The 17,241-nt window shown below is 54.2% G+C and carries 14 protein-coding genes, 2 tRNA genes and 1 pseudogene; 6 read left to right on the forward strand and 11 right to left on the reverse strand.

The window, feature by feature from the left end; all coding sequences use genetic code 11:
* Positions 1-50 precede the first annotated feature (50 nt).
* From H3L94_RS03430 to H3L94_RS03440, 3 genes are read right to left on the reverse strand one after another with little or no spacing between them, the layout of a single operon-like run.
* Positions 51-407: a PilZ domain-containing protein gene (locus tag H3L94_RS03430; RefSeq protein ID WP_182122663.1), complete on the reverse strand. Its 357-nt coding sequence runs from the start codon at positions 405-407 to the stop codon at positions 51-53.
* Positions 404-1,402 (reverse strand): DNA polymerase III subunit delta', encoded by a 999-nt coding sequence (gene holB, locus H3L94_RS03435; RefSeq protein WP_182122664.1) that lies wholly within the window; start codon positions 1,400-1,402, stop codon positions 404-406. Before holB ends, H3L94_RS03430 begins: the two co-directional genes overlap by 4 nt.
* A gap of 17 nt (positions 1,403-1,419) precedes the next feature.
* Complete coding sequence (locus tag H3L94_RS03440) at positions 1,420-2,061, reverse strand: DedA family protein (RefSeq protein WP_182122665.1); 642 nt, start codon at positions 2,059-2,061, stop codon at positions 1,420-1,422.
* Between the two features lie 184 nt (positions 2,062-2,245).
* Here H3L94_RS03440 and ettA point away from each other — a divergent pair, with 184 nt between their 5' ends.
* The 3 genes from ettA (at position 2,246) to H3L94_RS12335 (ending at position 5,219) form a co-directional block, all read left to right on the forward strand.
* Positions 2,246-3,919 (forward strand): energy-dependent translational throttle protein EttA, encoded by a 1,674-nt coding sequence (gene ettA / locus H3L94_RS03445; RefSeq protein WP_182122666.1) that lies wholly within the window; start codon positions 2,246-2,248, stop codon positions 3,917-3,919.
* Between the two features lie 77 nt (positions 3,920-3,996).
* A complete protein-coding gene (locus H3L94_RS03450; RefSeq protein WP_182122667.1) occupies positions 3,997-4,947 on the forward strand; it encodes a tRNA dihydrouridine synthase in 951 nt (316 codons plus the stop codon).
* An 80-nt stretch (positions 4,948-5,027) separates the two neighbouring features.
* On the forward strand, positions 5,028-5,219 hold the full coding sequence (locus tag H3L94_RS12335) for an ATP-dependent exonuclease (RefSeq protein ID WP_244958830.1): 192 nt from the start codon (positions 5,028-5,030) through the stop codon (positions 5,217-5,219).
* Between the two features lie 125 nt (positions 5,220-5,344).
* Here the strand turns inward: H3L94_RS12335 and H3L94_RS03455 are convergent, their stop codons facing one another.
* From H3L94_RS03455 to H3L94_RS03480, 6 genes are all read right to left on the reverse strand, one after another.
* Complete coding sequence (locus H3L94_RS03455) at positions 5,345-6,802, reverse strand: phosphatase PAP2 family protein (protein WP_182122668.1); 1,458 nt, start codon at positions 6,800-6,802, stop codon at positions 5,345-5,347.
* A 406-nt stretch (positions 6,803-7,208) separates the two neighbouring features.
* Positions 7,209-8,148, reverse strand: a protein-coding gene (locus tag H3L94_RS12955) for an IS630 family transposase (protein ID WP_425325927.1) whose coding sequence is annotated in 2 segments (ribosomal slippage) — positions 7,209-7,814 and positions 7,816-8,148 — 939 coding nt in all. Because the reading frame shifts where the segments join, the coding sequence is not laid out codon by codon here.
* Between the two features lie 182 nt (positions 8,149-8,330).
* Positions 8,331-8,405, reverse strand: a tRNA-Glu gene (locus H3L94_RS03465).
* Between the two features lie 10 nt (positions 8,406-8,415).
* Positions 8,416-8,492: transfer RNA gene (locus H3L94_RS03470), tRNA-Arg, on the reverse strand.
* A gap of 181 nt (positions 8,493-8,673) precedes the next feature.
* Positions 8,674-10,026, reverse strand: a complete 1,353-nt coding sequence (locus H3L94_RS03475) for a deoxyguanosinetriphosphate triphosphohydrolase (protein ID WP_182122670.1) — start codon at positions 10,024-10,026, stop codon at positions 8,674-8,676.
* Positions 10,027-10,301: 275 nt separating this feature from the next.
* Entirely contained in the window at positions 10,302-11,243 is a 942-nt protein-coding gene (locus tag H3L94_RS03480; RefSeq protein ID WP_182122671.1) for a hypothetical protein, read from the reverse strand.
* Positions 11,244-11,256: 13 nt separating this feature from the next.
* Here H3L94_RS03480 and H3L94_RS03485 point away from each other — a divergent pair, with 13 nt between their 5' ends.
* On the forward strand, positions 11,257-11,910 hold the full coding sequence (locus H3L94_RS03485) for an IS1595 family transposase (RefSeq protein WP_182122672.1): 654 nt from the start codon (positions 11,257-11,259) through the stop codon (positions 11,908-11,910).
* Positions 11,911-11,912: 2 nt separating this feature from the next.
* Here H3L94_RS03485 and H3L94_RS03490 read toward each other — a convergent pair whose 3' ends face one another.
* Together H3L94_RS03490 and uvrA are read right to left on the reverse strand one after the other, a co-directional pair.
* Positions 11,913-13,307, reverse strand: coding sequence for an NACHT domain-containing protein (locus H3L94_RS03490; RefSeq protein ID WP_182122673.1), 1,395 nt, complete (start codon positions 13,305-13,307; stop codon positions 11,913-11,915).
* Positions 13,308-13,331: 24 nt separating this feature from the next.
* Complete coding sequence (gene uvrA, locus H3L94_RS03495; RefSeq protein WP_182122674.1) at positions 13,332-16,163, reverse strand: excinuclease ABC subunit UvrA; 2,832 nt, start codon at positions 16,161-16,163, stop codon at positions 13,332-13,334.
* Positions 16,164-16,453: 290 nt separating this feature from the next.
* On the opposite strand from uvrA, the gene H3L94_RS03500 reads away from it, so the two are divergent.
* Together H3L94_RS03500 and H3L94_RS12840 are read left to right on the forward strand one after the other, a co-directional pair.
* Positions 16,454-16,891, forward strand: coding sequence for a hypothetical protein (locus H3L94_RS03500; protein WP_182122675.1), 438 nt, complete (start codon positions 16,454-16,456; stop codon positions 16,889-16,891).
* 184 nt (positions 16,892-17,075) lie between these two features.
* Positions 17,076-17,219, forward strand: a pseudogene (locus tag H3L94_RS12840) (signal peptidase); the annotation flags it as partial.
* Between the last annotated feature and the right edge of the window lie 22 nt (positions 17,220-17,241).

Raw genomic sequence — 17,241 nt, forward strand, 5'->3', positions numbered from 1 at the left:
CCTGAAAAGCGGGGCGGCTTTCAGGTAGCCTGATCGGGCGGAGGGTCGGCCTACATGGTGTAGGTGGCGCGATCGGAATGCAGCAGGCCGGGAAGTTGTTCTTCGATGTATTGGCGGCAGGCAACGGCGCTTTCGTCGTCGCCCAGCACGAGGCCGATGCCTTGCGGCTGGCCGTTGCTGGTGCGGCTGGGGTTGAGCCAGCCGACGCGGGTGCGCAGGAAGAATTTTTCAGGGTAATCGAGCAGCTCCATCACCAGCAGCACTTCTTCGCCCATTTCAAACGCATCGGCGGTGGGCACGAAAAAGCCGCCGTATTCGAAAAAGGGCATATAGCTGTAGTAGGCGCTGGGTTTGTCTTTCAGGCTGATGATGAGCATTCTGCCGGGGGCGTCGTCGGGGAGGTTCATGGTGTGTTCGCTTTGTTTTGCCAGAAGGCCAAGTATTCGGTGAGCAGAAATTCGAGCTGCATTTTAACACTTAAGGTATGCCGCCCGTAAGGGCTGAGACGGTTGAGCGCGGCGGTGAGGCGGAACAGCCGATCGGGGCGGGTGCGTGCGGCGGTTTGGCGCAGGGCGTCGGCGTGTTGCGGATAATACAGCGGCGGCAGGTTTTGTTGGGCCAGGGCGGTGTCGGCCAGCCATTTGTGCAGCCAGTCGAGAAACAGCGCCAGCGGCCATTTTTGTTTGTCGAATTCGGCGGCGTAGTCGAGGATGGCGAGCAGGCGCGGGGCGGCTAGCAGGCGGCACAGGGCGTCGCGCATCTGTTCCTGCCTAGCGTCGTGCGCAAACAGGGGCGCGCCGCTGTGGAAGGCCAGCAGGGCTTCGGCTTGGTCGGCCGCTTCGGGGTGGGCGGTTTTCAGGTAGCCCAAAGCGGTTTCGGGAGTGGGCGGGGGCAGCAGGAGCTGGCGGCAGCGGCTTTTGATGGTGGGCAGCAGGCGGTCTTTATTGTGCGACACCAACAGGAACACCACCGCTGCGGGCGGCTCTTCCAGCATTTTGAGCAGGGCGTTGGCGGCCTGCAGGTTCATGCTCTCGGCAGGGTGGATCAGTACCACGCGCAAGCCGCCGCGCAGCGAACTTTGCAGCAGGGGCTCCATTACGGCGCGCACGGCGTCGATTTTGATTTGCAAGAGCTTGCGGCCGGACTCGCCTTCTTCGGGCAACTCGGGGCGGAGTTCGTAATAGTCGGGATGGCTGCCTTGGGCGAACAGGTGGCAGGAGGGGCATTGGCCGCAAGGCTGTTGGCCGGGCTGCGGTGTTTCGCACAACAGGGCTTGCGCCAGATGGCGGGCAAAGGCGGTTTTGCCGGTGTCGCGTTTGCCGGTGAGGAGCCAGGCGTTGGGGCGTTGCGCCCAATGTTCGGCCAGCTGATGCCAAGCGTCTTGGTGCCAGGGGTAAATCATTGCGGGCTACCTGAACATCAGCCGGCGGCTTTGCCGAATTTGGCTTTGGCGATTTCAAACACCATCGGCAGCACCGACACCACGATGATGGCCACCACCACCAGGCCGAAATTGTCTTTCACCAGCGGCAGGGTGCCGAAGTAATAGCCGGCATACGATAAGAGGCACACCCACAGCACGGCGCCGATGATGTTGTAGCGGATAAAGCGGCCGTAGTGCATATTGCCCATACCGGCCACGAAGGGGGCGAAGGTGCGCACAATCGGCACGAAGCGGGCGAGGATGATGGTTTTGCCGCCGTATTTTTCGTAAAAGGCGTGGGTTTTTTCCAGATAGCTGCGCTTGAAGACTTTGGAATCGGGGTTGGCAAACAGTTTTCTGCCGAAGTATTTGCCTATGGCGAAATTGACCGCGTCGCCGAGGATGGCTGCGGCCAGCAGCAACAGCACCATCAGGTGGATGTTCATGCCGCCCAGCGCCGCAATGGCGCCGGCGGCAAACAGCAGCGAATCGCCGGGCAGAAAGGGCGTGACCACCAGCCCGGTTTCGCAAAAGACAATCAGAAACAGAATGGCGTAGATCCACGCGCCGTAATCGGCGGACAAGACGGCCAGGTGTTGGTCGATGTGCAGGATGAAGTCGATCAGGGAAGCAATCATGGCGGCAGCCGGGCAGGAAAAGGCGGCATTCTACCCCAGATTGCGGCGTTTTGAGGCTACCTGAAAGCAGGAAATCGTTTAAAATGCGGTCGTTTGTGCGGCAACGCAGCGCGTTTGCCGCCGCAGGAGCCGTATGCTTGATACGGTTCCGCTTCATCGGAATTTCTTCAGAAAGACATACCCCATGAGCCAATATGTATTTTCCATGCTGCGCGTGAGCAAAGTGGTGCCGCCGCAAAAGACCATCATTAAAGATATTTCCCTATCGTTTTTTCCGGGCGCGAAAATCGGCCTGCTCGGTTTGAACGGCGCGGGCAAATCCACCGTGTTGCGCATTATGGCGGGCGTGGATAAAGAGTTTGAAGGCGAAGCCGTGCCGATGAGCGGCATCAAAATCGGCTATCTGCCGCAAGAGCCGGAACTCGACCCCGAAAAAACCGTGCGCGAAGAAGTGGAAAGCGGTTTGGGCGAAGTAGCGGCCGCGCAGAAGCGTTTGGAAGAAGTTTATGCCGCCTATGCCGACCCCGATGCCGATTTTGATGCGTTGGCGGAAGAACAAGGCCGCTTGGAAGCGATTATCGCCGCAGGTTCTTCAAGCGGCGGCGGTATGGAGCATGAATTGGAAATTGCTGCCGATGCGCTGCGCCTGCCCGAATGGGATGCCAAAATCGGCCATCTTTCCGGTGGTGAAAAACGCCGCGTGGCCTTGTGCAAGCTGTTGTTGAGCAAGCCGGATATGCTGCTTTTGGACGAGCCGACCAACCACTTGGATGCCGAATCGGTAGAATGGCTGGAGCAGTTTTTGGTGCGCTTCCCCGGTACGGTCGTGGCCGTGACCCACGACCGTTATTTCTTGGACAACGCCGCCGAGTGGATTCTCGAGCTTGACCGCGGCCACGGTATTCCGTGGAAGGGCAATTACTCTTCTTGGCTGGAGCAGAAAGAAAAACGCTTGGAAAACGAAGCCAAAACCGAAGCCGCCCGCCTGAAAGCCATGAAGCAGGAGTTGGAATGGGTGCGCCAAAACGCCAAAGGCCGCCAAGCCAAATCCAAAGCGCGTTTGGCCCGCTTTGAAGAAATGTCCAACTACGAATATCAAAAACGCAATGAAACGCAGGAAATCTTTATTCCCGTGGCCGAGCGTTTGGGCAATGAAGTGATCGAGTTTGTGAACGTGAGCAAGTCGTTCGGCGACAAACTCTTAATCGACGATTTGAGCTTCAAAGTGCCGCCCGGTGCGATTGTCGGCATCATCGGCCCCAACGGTGCGGGTAAATCGACCCTGTTTAAAATGATTGCCGGTAAAGAGCAGCCCGACAGCGGCGAAGTGAAAATCGGACAAACCGTGAAAATGTCGCTGATCGATCAAAGCCGCGAAGGTTTGCAAAACGACAAAACCGTGTTCGACAACATCGCCGAAGGCCGCGATATTCTGCAAGTGGGGCAGTTTGAAATCCCCGCCCGCGCCTATTTGGGGCGTTTCAACTTTAAAGGCAGCGACCAAAGCAAGATTGCCGGCAACCTTTCCGGCGGCGAACGGGGCCGTTTGCATTTGGCGAAAACTTTGCTGTCGGGCGGCAATGTGCTGCTGTTGGACGAACCGTCGAACGACTTAGACGTAGAAACCCTGCGTGCGCTGGAAGATGCTTTGCTGGAGTTCGCCGGCAGCGTGATGGTGATTTCGCACGACCGCTGGTTCCTCGACCGCATCGCCACCCATATTTTGGCCGCGGAAGGCGATTCGAAATGGGTGTTCTTTGACGGCAACTATCAGGAATACGAAGCCGATAAAAAACGACGTTTGGGTGAGGAAGGTGCGAAGCCGAAACGGATCCGCTATAAACCGGTAAGCCGTTGAGACGGATAGGAAGAAACAGGCTACCTGAAAGCGGTGTTGCTGCTTTCAGGTAGCCTGAATGTATTGCAGAGAATTTTATGAGACTGATTTTGGCACCGATGCAAGGCCTGGTGGATGCCCCGATGCGCGATTTGCTCACCCGCATCGGCGGTTTTGACGAATGCGTGACCGAGTTTGTGCGCATTACGCACACCGTGCATTCGCGTTCGACCTGGCGGCGCTATATGCCGGAAATCGAGCACGGCTGCCGCACGCCGGCGGGCACGCCGTGCACCTTGCAGCTATTGGGTAGCGATGCGGAAAATATGGCGGTGAATGCCTTGGAGGCCGTGCGTTTCGGGGCGGATAAAATCGACCTCAATTTCGGCTGCCCCGCGCCCACGGTGAACAAACATCAGGGCGGGGCGGTACTGTTGCGCGAGCCGGAGCGGATTTACCGCATCGTGCAGACGCTGCGCCAAGCCCTGCCGCCAGAGATTCCGCTGACGGCGAAAATGCGCTTGGGTTATGAAGACAAAACGCTCGCCGTGGCGTGTGCGCAGGCGATTGAATCGGGCGGCGCGGCGCTGCTCACCGTGCATGCGCGCACCAAGGTGGAAGGGTACGAGCCGCCGGCGCACTGGCATTGGGTGGCGCGCATCCGCGAGGCGGTGTCGCTGCCGGTGGTGGCCAACGGCGATGTGTTCAGCCTGGAAGATTATCTCACCATCCGCCGCGAAAGCGGTTGCGACGATGTGATGTTGGGGCGCGGCGCGGTGATGGTGCCCGATTTGGCGCGCCAGATTGCCCGCCATAACCGCGGCCTGCCGCCGGTAGCGGCGGATTTTGCCGAGGAGCGGGTGTGGATACGCCAGTTTTTCGATTTGTGCCGCAGTAAAGAGGAAAACGGAAAATATGCGGTGGCTCGCCTGAAACAGTGGCTGGGCATGATGAAAAAAGTGCGCCCGCAGGCCGGCGAATGGTTTGAACGCATCCGCACCGTTCGGGAGGCGGACGACGTGGCGCGCTTGTTGGCCGAAGAGGTGTGAAGCGCGGGCAGCGCAGCAGGATGGCGGCAGGAGACAGCTCCTGCTTTTTTATTGCTGGCGGAATGGATTGACGGTGTTGTTTGGGGTTCAGCCTGAGACCTTTGCAAAACGTCCATCTGCGGCGCATTTCTGCGTTGTGCGCTGCTCGCTCGTTTGCCTATCTAGATGATATGTCTGTCCCACGGGGATTCCTAGCGTTCACGCTCGCTGTGCTGCTACGCCTTGAACTGCATCCACATCTGGGGGTTTTGCAAAGGTCTCAGGCTACCTGAAAACAGGGTTTGGGTTTCCACCTCGATTGCGGCGGCCGTTATCGGCCTGGTGCGGTACGAAATGGTTCGGGGCGGGTTTCAGGTAGCCTGCGGGCGCGGCAGAGCCAAACGGGCGCCGTTGCTGCTTATTCGGTTTCGGCTGCCAACCACGGGTAGAGGCGCCGGAAACGGCGGCCGGCAAAGCGGCGCACGGAGCGGGCAAACAGGCGCACGATACGGGCGCCGGCGGGGTCGCGTGCCCATTCGGGCTGCCGTTGTTCCAGGCGGTCGAGCAGGTGCAGGGCGTGTTGCCGTTCTTGCCGCAGCCATTGGCTGAGGGCGGGATGTTGCAGCGCGGAAGGGTCTTGGCGCGGGTTGGTGGGCAGTTGCCGCCAGATGTCGGCGGGAAGATTGATGATGCCGGCGGCGAGGTCTTCGCACAGATCGCGCACGGTGGAGCACCAGCCGAGGACGTCAACCAACTCGGGAACTTCTTGCGCACGCAGGGGCGAGCCCAGCGCGGCCAGCAGCAGGTTGAGCGAGAGTGTGAAAGTGCGGCGGTGTTGGGCTTGGATGGCGGCGGCAGACCAGACGGCGGCCTGCTCTGCCCGCAAGCGGTCGTCACGCATTACGCCGAGCAGTTCGGCCACTTCGCGGCGGGCGGTATCGGGGGCGGCGGTGTGGCGCAGACTGTTGTAAAAGGCGGCGGCCAATAGTTGCCAATCGTCTGTTTCATCGAAACGGCCTTTCTGCCATGCCGCGATCAGCCGTTCGGCCAGCTCGGCGGGCGCTTCCTTGGTTTGGCGGTCGCCGTCCATCACATCGTCCACGGCTTGCAGAAACACAAAACCGCGCATCAGCAGCCGACCGCGGCGGGGACGGATCAGGCGCTGCGCGGCCAGCAGCAGGCTGATCCAGCCGTAGCGCAGATGGCGGCGCGCAAACGCCTGTTGGTTTACACACAACAGCCAACCCAGCCGAACCCGCCGCAAACAGCGCGGTCGGCAGGCATAGGGCGGCACCATCCGCCAGGCGGCCAGCGCCAGCGCCATGCCGGCGGCCAAATCGAGCAGGTGGTGTTGGTGGGTAAACAGGGTGCTGAGGCCGACCAGCGCCGCCCAGCACCAAACCAACAGACGCCCGGCTGGCGGCAAGGCGGCCTGTAGGGCGAGGGCAGCGGTGAGCGCAAAGGCCATGTGCAGGGAGGGCAGGTGGTTACGCTCGAGTGCCAAGGTCGCGGCAAATTGGTGGAGCGGCTGCCAAGGGCCGGATGCTTCGGCCGGCGGAAAGGCGGTGTCAACCGGCAGCAGCACGAAACACAGGCAGGCGGCGAGCAGTTCGGCCAGCAACACGGCAAACAGCCGCCATTGCGCCGTCCATTCCAGCCGCCATGCGCCCCAAAGCAGCATCAGCGGCATCGACAGATACACCGCCGACCACGCCGGCAGAAGGGGAATGGCGGCTTCAAACGGCAGCGCGGGACGGATCTGCCACGGCGTGTAGGCGCTGAGCAGATTGGCGGCGCCGTAAAACCATGCGAACAGACCGGCGAATAAGACGGCAAGGGCAAAACCAAAGGCGCGGGAATGGGGCAGGGGCGGCATAGATGTGGAAAGAAGTTTGAGGCTAGCTGAAAGCGGGTTTACCGGGCGCTGCTATGCTTTTTTGAACTGCATCTATATTTGGGGGTAAAGCTTCGGTTGGCAGCTTGAGACCTTTGCAAACCCCCCAGATGTGGATGCAGTTCAAGGCGTAGCAGCGCAGCGAACGTGAACGCTAGGAATCCCTGTGGGACAGACATATCATGCGGATAGGCAAGTGAGCGAGCAGTACCCATAGGGCATAAACGCACAACGCAGAAATGCGCCGCAGATGGGGGGTTTGCAAAGTCTCAGCTTGTTTGACGGTAAAGATGGGTTTAGGTGTCCGTCTGGATACAGGGGCTTTCAGGTAGCCTGAAGGCGTGAGCCATCAGGGGCAAAGCAAATAAAACATTAGAGCAATTTCGATTTAATTCATTACATACCCAGCTGATTTGAAGTAATTGGCACACTCTTGAGCCGAGAACAAATCAACCAGCTGCCCCATGCGCTGCCACAGCGCACCCACCGTGCGCTCGCCCGCCCTGCGCAGCAGCGCCTTGAACTTGGCAAACAGCTTCTCGATGGGGTTCAAATCCGGCGAGTACGGCGGCAGATAGCGAATGCTGGCGCCCACGCCTTCGATGGCTTCTCGCACGCCCGCCACTTTGTGGCTGGAGAGGTTGTCGGCAATGACGATGTCGCCAGGGCGAAGTGTCGGGCACCGAAAGGTTTTGACCCACGCCAGAAACACGGCGCCATTGATGGGGCCATCGGTCACCATGGGGGCCGTCAGTGCATCACAGCGCAAGGCGGCAATGAAGGTGCTGGTCTTCCAGTGCCCATGCGGGGCGCTGGCCACGCAGCGTTGACCGCGCGGGGCGCGCCCGCGCAGCGGCGTCATGCAGGTGCTGCTCCAGGTCTCGTCCAGAAATACCAGGCGCCTGGCATCGAGCCGGGCCTGCTGCTGTATCCAGCTCGCCCGTGCCTGCTGCACGTCTTCACGTTCCTGCTCGCTGGCGTGCAGCGTTTTTTTTGAAGCTCAGCCGCCATTTGTTGAGCTGGTGCCACAAGGCCGAGGGTTTGATGCTGATGCCATGCTCGCCCAAACGCTCGCACATTTGCACCAAGGTCAGATCGGGATCGGCCTTGGTCCAGTCGCGGATCATGCCCTCTACTGGCGCCAGTCGGGAGATGCGCTTGCCGCCTTGCTGCCTGCTGCTGCGCTCGCCTTCTTTTTCGAAGCGAGCACGCACGCGATATACCCACATGCGGCTGACTTCATAACGACGGGCAATGGCGCTGGGTCGCTCTCCGCGCTCCAGCGCTCTCAGTACTCGATCTCGCAGGTCTTGCGAATAGGCGCGCATCTCATGCTCCGGCTGCCAGAAAAAACCTATTATATAACGTTTTTAGTCGAAGTTGCTCTAATGGACGGCGCGCAGCATTGCGCCGCAGGCTGTTCGTCTTTTCAAGACGGCGAGGGGAGATTGGAGGGAAGGCAGCAAAGCAAAAATCCCCTGCAAAATTTTGCAGGGGATTTTTTTGAATGTGGCACGCCTACGGGGAATCGAACCCCGGTTACCGCCGTGAAAGGGCGATGTCCTAACCGCTAGACGATAGGCGCGTAATCTTGATGGCGCACCCGGAGCGATTCGAACGCCCGACCCTCTGGTTCGTAGCCAGATACTCTATCCAACTGAGCTACGGGTGCGCTGTGTTGAATCAGCGCTGCTCTGAGTGCTGAAAATCAAGAAGCGCGAATAATAGTGAGGTTTGTAGGTTTGGGCAAGGGTTGTTTGGCGGTGTTTTTTGAAGATGATGTTTTGAAAAAGAAAAAACTTCACAAATTTCCCATTTAAACGGGAAATTTGTGAAGTGTTACGGGGCAAGCCTTACAGCATGCCGATGCCGGATACTTCGCGGGCCAGGCGGGCGGCGGCGTTGTCGGTCATGCCGCCGACAAAATCGAGAATCTTCATATAGGCAAGATACAGCGAATCGTGTTCGCTGATCGGCTCATCGCGCAGCAGCTCCAAAGCCAGCGACTGGCGCGGGCTGACGCGTTTTTCGGTGATGTAGGCGAAAGCGGCCGGCACCAAGAGGTTGAGGATCGAGCCGATGCAGGGGAAGGCGGCAATTTCGGTCATCAGCTTGCTTTGGTGGCGGAACACACGGGTGCGCGCCAGTTCTTTGGCTTTTTCCAAAGTGTCCTGCACCTCGGGGCTGCACAGCGCCAGCAGGTCTTTGCCGCGGAATTGGCCGTTGAGCAGATCAGACTGGTGCATGATAAAGGTTTGCGCCATGTCGTCGATGGCACGGCCGATGGCGATGCCGCGCAGCATGGCACAGCGCTGGCGCGGGGATTGTTCCTGCCACACGGTGTCTACATGGGCGATGCCCTGCAGAATGTTTTCCACTTCCAATTCGTGCAGCAGTTCCAGCTCCACCGCGTCTTCCAAATCCAATAGGGCGTAGCAGATGTCGTCGGCGGCCTCCATCAGATAAGAGAGCGGGTGGCGCAGCCAATGGTGGGGCGCGGTTTCAGGTAGCCCCAATTCCTGCGCCACCTGCTCGATAAAGGGCAGTTCGGTTTGGTAGATATTGAATTTTTTCAATCCTTTGGGGTCGGAGGTGGTCCACGGGTATTTCATCAGCGCACCGATGGAAGCGGCGGTGAGCCGCATGCCGCCGCGGTTGCGGTACATTTCCAGGCTCGCCAGCAGGCGCAGGCTGTGTGCGTTGCCCTCATAGGTTTGCACATCGCGCCGCTCGGCCTCGCTCAGGCCTTTCAGGTAGCCTGCATGGGCGGGATCGCGGAACCATTCGCGCAAAGCGTCTTCGCCGGTGTGGCCGAAAGGCGGATTGCCCATATCGTGCGCCAAACAGGCTACCTGAACCACCGCGCCGATGTCGGAAGGCGTGTTGCCCGGCGGCAGAAAACCGCCCTTCGCCATCATCACGCCCACCCGGTTGCCCAAGCTGCGCCCCACGCTGGCCACCTCCACGCTGTGGGTAAGGCGGTTGTGGGTGTGGTCGTGCTCGGCAAACGGGTGTACCTGCGTTTTGCGCCCCAAACGGCGGAAGGCACCGGAAAACACCACGCGGTCGTAATCGATATGGAAATCCGTGCGCAGCGCATCCGCGCCCTCCTGGCTTGACGGCGTGACCGTGGCCACCCATTCGCCGTTGTGGGCTTTGAAACGTTTGGTGCTGAGCAGTTGCGCCCAGTTCATCGGAACAGTCATCGGAGGCTACCTGAAAAGAGGGGAAAGGGCGGTATTGTAGGGGATTTGCGGGGTGGTGGGCAGATGGGGCGGGGTTTCAGGTAGCCTGATGGGGAAAATAAAGCCGTCTGAAAGGGAAGTTTCAGACGGCTTTGAAGGCGGGGATTGAAGCCAAGAAATCCGTAGATTGAGTTGGAGCAGAGCGTAAACCCAATATTGCTTAATTTGGTTGTTTTCATGATTGTTGGGTTGCAGCCTACGGCCTAACCAGACCTACGCTTGCTATGGCTTGCTTACTACTTTTGTATCTTGCGTTTTTTCTCCGCTTTACTTTGGAATTCTAAAACATCAAGCCAAATAGGATCTTTACTAAGAGATAATTGATCTTTGATAGCTCTCATTCTTTCAGTGTAATAACGATTGGGATTGTAGATAGATTTTGATCCATCTTTACTTTTATCTACATAACCTTCTTGGACTAAATATTTTAGAATAGAATCAATTAATTCTTTATCAAAATCTGCTTGATACCCACCTTTATATAGTGCGTCCTCTTGTCTTCCTCCGCCAGATTGAAAGAATATTTTTTGTATGATCGAGAGTAATAATTTTTGGGATGTTGGTAAATTGCTATCTTTAATTCGAGAAGAGTTTGAAGTATTTTGTTTATTATAAATAGAGCAATTAATTATCCAGTTAGGTAGAGAGTGTTCAGCAGCAAAGCCTGTTATTTTATCAATCATACAATTATCAAATATTACATATGCAGAATCATCTATTAAGCAGTTTTCAAAAGTTAATTTATCAAAAGTGCATTGATGAAATTTAATATTTCTAAATGGAGTGTTTCCTAGTGAAAAAATTGGACAATGAGCAAATTTAATTTGTATTCCAGATAAATCAATAGGTTCTAACTCTAATAAGCTTAAGGCGGATAATAACTCTATAACTGCTTGTGTATTGCCATTTTCATTTACCCTGAAAATTAATGATAAAGATTCTGAAAGCATATCATAAAGTTGTATCCACGATGCCAGAACAGAAACTCCAAACTCATCTAATTGTTGCTTCCATTTCTGTTGTAAGATATGTTCATTTTTGTATGAAATATCATTAAATAAATTTTCAGCAAATAGTAATTGTAGAACATATTTATCTATGAATTGACGATCTGGTGATTCAGGTTCAATTCTACCAATCATACATAATCTATGGGGCTGAAGTAGATTAGCAGTCATGCTAGGCTACTAAATGAAGATAACCCACTGTAAATTAAAAAAGACGACACAAGGAAAGCTGCTCGAATATTTTGTGCTGGAAGTAACCGCCCGTTCCGCTGCCGATATCTTGGGTATCCAACCTAACACCGCCATACTGTTTTACCGCAAAATCCGCCAAGTGATCTGCCATCATCTGGCTTTGGAGGCAGATCAGGTTTTTGAGGGCTCCGTAGAGTTGGACGAGAGCTACTTCGGCGGTAAGCGCAAAGGGAAACGCGGCAGAGGAGCCGCAGGCAAAGTGGTGGTTTTCGGCATCCTCAAACGCGGCGGCAAGGTTTATACCGTCGTGGTGGACAATGCTAAGAGGGAAAGTTTATTTCCTGTTATTACAAAGAAAATTCTGCCGGATAGCGTGGTTTATACAGACAGCTTGAGTAGTTACGATGTACTGGATGTCAGCGGTTTTCACCACCACAGAATTAACCACAGTAAGGCATTTGCCGAGAGGCAAAACCACATCAACGGCATTGAGAATTTCTGGAATCAGGCCAAGCGTGTCTTGCGCAAATATAATGGCATTGACCGAAAGTCTTTTCCTCTATTCTTGAAAGAATGCGAATTTCGTTTTAATTTTGGGACGCCAAAGCAGCAGCTAAAAATTCTGCGGACTTGGTGCGAAGTTTAGGACTAATCTACTTCAGCCCCTAATCTATTCAGCATCAAGTGCCCCGCTTCGTCAGGGGAGGTTCCTGTTGCATTTTCATAAGACTCATTAAAATCTTTAGGCGTTAGTCTACCTAGATTAAAATCGCTGAATCTGGTAATTTTGGCTAACTCCATTAGTACATTACGCACTGATTTTGCGTTGATGGAGCTATGAATTCTTGCTTCACGCTCACAAACTGAATCTAAAAATTGTCCCCAAAAAGCTAATTCTCCATTTTCATTTTCTAAAATCTTAATTCTTTCATTAATTTGAATTGATGAAAGAATGTGGAAAATTAAAGGTTTTTTGGGTAGCCAAATAGGACATTTAGTGTTTACTCCTATTTTCTTTAGATATAGGGATGTTTGGGTATCATTAAATTCTTCAGCACATTTAATTAATTTCAGGCCTGTATCTTTAGTTGATAAACCAAGGCAATCAAGCATTTCTTCATGACTGTTGAAATAATGAGGGCGGCCAGTAATTAAAATTCCTCCTTTATTCAACCTGATTAATTCACTCACTCCTTGTAATGCCTTTTTTCTGATGGATAATCTTTTTTCTGGATCATTTCCAAATGTTTGTGAACCGACTTCATCGAAACCATCTAACACAAGAATAAACTTTCCTAGTTCTAATAATGAAAGTATTCTTTCTAGTTTCGCTTCAAAGCCAACTCGTTTTAAATGGCCAACAATAATTTCTTCAGCTGTGCCAGCTCCCCAGTGTTCACGAAGGTTAATAGATAAAATAAATTTATCCGAATATTTTCCATTTTTGGTGATGTGAGAGAAAATTTCTTTTGTGCATCTGCTTTTACCTGTTCCATATTCGCCAAGCAATATTATTTTATTATTTTGTAATAAAATTTCACATAATTCTTCTATTGAATAATTTTTTCTTCCGTTTTCGCTTAGATAGGTTGCAGGTATGTATTCTTGATTATCTGATTCTCCAGTTGAAGGATTTATTGCACTACCAAATACTTTATTACGTCTTAATGCTATGTATTTTTCAAAATCAATGACTTGATTTATGAAATTTTCATATGATATAATTTGAATATTCGCTCCGCTGGCACTAGTTATCATATCTGTTGTTGGTTCTTTATTTATAACGAGAAAGCATTGCGCTAGTTTTCCTTTGTTAAATAAATTACTCCTTGCAAGGGATAGCCTATTAATATCACCACGAATTTTATCTAATTTAAAGTTTTTAGTTACTTCAATTAGCACTAGCTGATTTTGTGGTAAATGAATTACTGCATCAAAGTTAATTCCTTCAACCTTCTCTTGCTCAGCTGGGATGCTATATAGAATAGAAGAGAAAATGCGAATATTATTTTCTAATTTTTGCCAATCTTTGTCACTTTTCATAATTAATTCTCCTTGTTTTAATGATTATCTCAAAATTTCTTTCAAATACCTCCCCGTATAACTCCCCTCAACCTTCACCACTTCCTCCGGGCTACCTGAAGCAATAATCCGCCCCCCGCCATCGCCGCCTTCCGGCCCCAAGTCCACAATATAATCCGCCGTTTTAATCACGTCCAGATTATGTTCAATAATCACAATCGAGTTGCCTTTGCCTTTCAGACGGCCGATTACTTCCAGCAATAAAGCGATGTCGGCGAAGTGCAGGCCGGTGGTGGGTTCGTCTAGGATGTAGAGGGTGCGGCCGGTGTCGCGTTTGGAGAGTTCGAGGGCGAGTTTGACGCGTTGGGCTTCACCGCCGGAGAGGGTGGTGGCGGATTGGCCGAGGCGGATGTAGCCTAGGCCTACGTCCATCAGGGTTTGCAGTTTGCGGGATACGGTGGGCACGGCGTCGAAGAATTCGCGGGCTTCTTCTACGGTCATGTCGAGCACTTGGCTGATGTTTTTGCCTTTGTATTGTACTTCGAGGGTTTCGCGGTTGTAGCGTTTGCCGTGGCACACTTCGCAGGGCACGTAAACGTCGGGCAGGAAGTGCATTTCGACTTTAATCACGCCGTCGCCTTGGCAGGCTTCGCAGCGGCCGCCTTTGACGTTGAACGAGAAGCGGCCGACGTTGTAGCCGCGTTCGCGGGCAAGCGGTACGCCGGCGAAGAGTTCGCGGATGGGGGTGAAGAGGCCGGTGTAGGTGGCGGGGTTGGAGCGGGGCGTGCGGCCGATAGGGGATTGGTCGACGTTGATGACTTTGTCGAGGTGTTCGAGGCCGGTGATGTCGTCGTAGGGCGCGGGTTCTTCGTGAGCGCGGTTGAGTTCGCGGGCGGTGATTTTGGCGAGGGTGTCGTTAATCAGGGTGGATTTGCCGCTGCCGGATACGCCGGTGATGCAGGTAATCAAACCTAAAGGCAGCTCGAGGGTAACGTTTTTGAGATTATTGCCGCGTGCGCCTTTGAGCACCAGCATTCTTTCGGGGTTGACGGGCGTTCTAACTGAGGGCACGGCGATGGCTTTTTTGCCGCTGAGGTATTGGCCGGTAACGGAGTTTGTGCAGGCGGCGACTTTGTCGGGGGTATCGGCGATGATAACGTTGCCGCCGTGTTCGCCCGCGCCGGGGCCCATGTCGATCACGAAATCGGCTTCGCGGATGGCATCTTCGTCGTGTTCGACTACGATCACGCTGTTACCGAGGTCGCGCAGGCGTTTGAGGGTGGCGAGCAGGCGGTCGTTGTCGCGCTGGTGCAGGCCGATGGATGGTTCGTCCAAAACGTACATCACGCCGGTTAAGCCGCTGCCGATTTGGCTGGCGAGGCGGATGCGCTGGGCTTCTCCGCCGGAAAGGGTTTCGGCGCTGCGGCTGAGGTTCAGATAATCGAGGCCGACGTTAATCAGAAAGCCCAAACGCTCGGTGATTTCTTTGAGAATTTTTTCGGCAATCTGCTTTTTGTTGCCTTCCAAATCAAGGGTTTCAAAGAACCGGTGCGTTTGGGTGAGCGGCCATGCGGAGATTTCGTGCAGCGGCTGTTTGCCCACATAAACATAACGCGCTTCTTTGCGCAAACGTGCGCCGCCGCAGCTCGGGCAGGATTTATGGCTTTGATATTGCAACAATTCTTCGCGCACGGTGTTGGAATCGGTTTCGCGGAAACGGCGTTCGAGATTGGGGATGATGCCTTCAAAAGCGTGGCTGCGGTTGAAGGTGGTGCCTTTTTCGGAAAGGTAGCGGAAGTCGATAACGTCTTTGCCGGAGCCGTGCAAAATCACTTTTTTTACTTTTTCAGGCAGCCCTTCAAAGGGGGTGTCGACATCGAAGCCGTAATGTGCGGCCAGCGATTGAATCATTTGAAAGTAAAACTGGTTGCGTTTGTCCCAGCCTTTAATCGCACCGGCGGCCAAGGAAAGCTCGGGGTGCATGACCACGCGTTCTGGGTCGAAGAAATTCATATTGCCCAAACCGTCGCAGGTGGGGCAGGCACCGACGGGGTTGTTGAAGGAAAACAGGCGTGGTTCGAGTTCGGGCAGGCTGTATGAACACACGGGGCAGGCGAATCGGGCGGAAAACCAATGCTCTTCGCCGCTGTCCATTTCCAGCGCCAGCGCACGTTCGCCGCCGTGGCGCAGGGCGGTTTCAAAACTTTCGGCCAGCCGCTGTTTGATGTCGGCTTTCACTTTTACACGGTCGATGACTACGTCGATATTGTGTTTGATGTTTTTTTCGAGCTTGGGCACTTCGTCGAGCTGATAGACTTCGCCGTCCACGCGCACGCGGGCAAAGCCTTGCGCCTGCAAGTCGGCAAAGAAATCGACAAACTCGCCTTTGCGTTCGCGCACGGCGGGGGCGAGAATCATCACGCGGGTGTCTTCAGGCAGTTTTAAGACGGCATCCACCATTTGCGACACGGTTTGGCTGCTCAAGGGCAAATCGTGTTCGGGGCAATGCGGCGTGCCGACGCGGGCATACAGAAGGCGCAAATAGTCGTGGATTTCGGTTACGGTGCCGACGGTGGAGCGCGGGTTGTGGCTGGTGGATTTTTGTTCGATTGAAATGGCGGGCGACAAGCCTTCGATCAAATCGACATCGGGCTTATCCATCATCTGCAAAAACTGGCGTGCATAGGCGGAAAGGCTTTCCACATAACGGCGCTGGCCTTCGGCATAAAGCGTGTCGAACGCGAGCGAGGATTTGCCGCTGCCCGACAAACCCGTTACCACCACGAGCTTGTGGCGGGGGATGTCGAGATCGACGTTTTTCAGATTATGGGTGCGTGCGCCGCGGATGCGGATGGTGTCGTTGTCGTGCTTGCTCATAGAAGGCTGCCGAAGCGGAAAATAAACGCGCGATTTTAACACCTTCCGCGCGCTTTTTCAGGTAGCCGGAATGCCGGCGGATGATTCTCGTGATAAAATCGCCATCCGTTTGAAGGAATCTTTTCAGGTAGCCTGTTATGCTGTGTTCAGGCTACCTGAAAGCGGTTTTTCTTTTCAATGGCGCCGGCGCTGGGATAGACATCATTTGGCCGCTATGTGATTGACTGGATAATGAAAAGGTTTCAGTCTTTACAAAAAGATATCAAACAATAAATACAAGGAGAATGATCATGCGGAAACTCTTGCTATTGGCCGCCCTGTTGGGCGCATCGGCCACTCCGGCGCTGGCTCAGACCATTCCTGCCGAATTCCAAGGCAAGTGGGCCGGGTTTTATCAAGCCACCCAACCCACGCGGGCGCAAATGCGCCAGTATTGTCAGCGTCCGGATAAGTATGCGGATCAGGAAGTGTTTTTTATGCGGGTGAATCCGCGCGGTTTTCGAATTTTCGAATACGACGGCGGCATCGACAGCCTGAACATCAGAATCAGCCGTGCCAACAGCACTGAGCTGGAAGGACGGGCTTCCATCCGTATCGATTCGGAAGACGAAACGGTAGTGCGCAAAAACAACCAGCAGTGGGAATGGTTCATCGACCGTAGAGGTCTTTTGATTGACAGCTCGGCTTGGTATGACAATCCCATGGTATTTTTCCGTTGCCCGCGTTAGGGCGTGTCGTCGTTATGCTTGGGCAGCGGTTTTGACCAAAAATACCGCCGCAACGCTTGGCGGCCACACGCCCTAGGATGCGGATTGCCGTTTGTCACAAGGTTTTCAGGCAGCTTATGGCTGCCTGAAAACCTTCAAGTGTTTACTGCTTTACCCAATCAAATCGAAGCACAACCTGAGACCTTTGCAAAACCCCCATCTGCGGCGCATTTCTGCGTTGTGTGCTGCTCGCTCACTTGCCTATCTATATGATATGTCTGCGTTCGCTGCGCTGCTACGCCTTGAACTGCATCCACATCTAAGGGTTTTGCAAAGGTCTCAACCTACATTTTTCCAAATACCTGCCGCCG

This window comes from Neisseria shayeganii, assembly GCF_014054965.1.
Lineage (GTDB): Bacteria > Pseudomonadota > Gammaproteobacteria > Burkholderiales > Neisseriaceae > Eikenella > Eikenella shayeganii.

Excerpts from the sequence above, each read along its gene's own strand:
- H3L94_RS03455 (WP_182122668.1), bottom strand. The coding sequence starts at position 6,802 with ATGCCGCCCCTGCCCCATTCCCGCGCCTTTGGTTTTGCCCTTGCCGTC.
- H3L94_RS03440 (WP_182122665.1), bottom strand. The coding sequence starts at position 2,061 with ATGATTGCTTCCCTGATCGACTTCATCCTGCACATCGACCAACACCTG.
- H3L94_RS03450 (WP_182122667.1), top strand. The coding sequence starts at position 3,997 with ATGAGACTGATTTTGGCACCGATGCAAGGCCTGGTGGATGCCCCGATG.
- H3L94_RS03500 (WP_182122675.1), top strand. The coding sequence starts at position 16,454 with ATGCGGAAACTCTTGCTATTGGCCGCCCTGTTGGGCGCATCGGCCACT.
- holB (WP_182122664.1), bottom strand. The coding sequence starts at position 1,402 with ATGATTTACCCCTGGCACCAAGACGCTTGGCATCAGCTGGCCGAACAT.
- uvrA (WP_182122674.1), bottom strand. The coding sequence starts at position 16,163 with ATGAGCAAGCACGACAACGACACCATCCGCATCCGCGGCGCACGCACC.
- H3L94_RS03475 (WP_182122670.1), bottom strand. The coding sequence starts at position 10,026 with ATGACTGTTCCGATGAACTGGGCGCAACTGCTCAGCACCAAACGTTTC.
- H3L94_RS03485 (WP_182122672.1), top strand. The coding sequence starts at position 11,257 with ATGAAGATAACCCACTGTAAATTAAAAAAGACGACACAAGGAAAGCTG.
- H3L94_RS03490 (WP_182122673.1), bottom strand. The coding sequence starts at position 13,307 with ATGAAAAGTGACAAAGATTGGCAAAAATTAGAAAATAATATTCGCATT.
- H3L94_RS03430 (WP_182122663.1), bottom strand. The coding sequence starts at position 407 with ATGAACCTCCCCGACGACGCCCCCGGCAGAATGCTCATCATCAGCCTG.
- H3L94_RS03480 (WP_182122671.1), bottom strand. The coding sequence starts at position 11,243 with ATGACTGCTAATCTACTTCAGCCCCATAGATTATGTATGATTGGTAGA.
- ettA (WP_182122666.1), top strand. The coding sequence starts at position 2,246 with ATGAGCCAATATGTATTTTCCATGCTGCGCGTGAGCAAAGTGGTGCCG.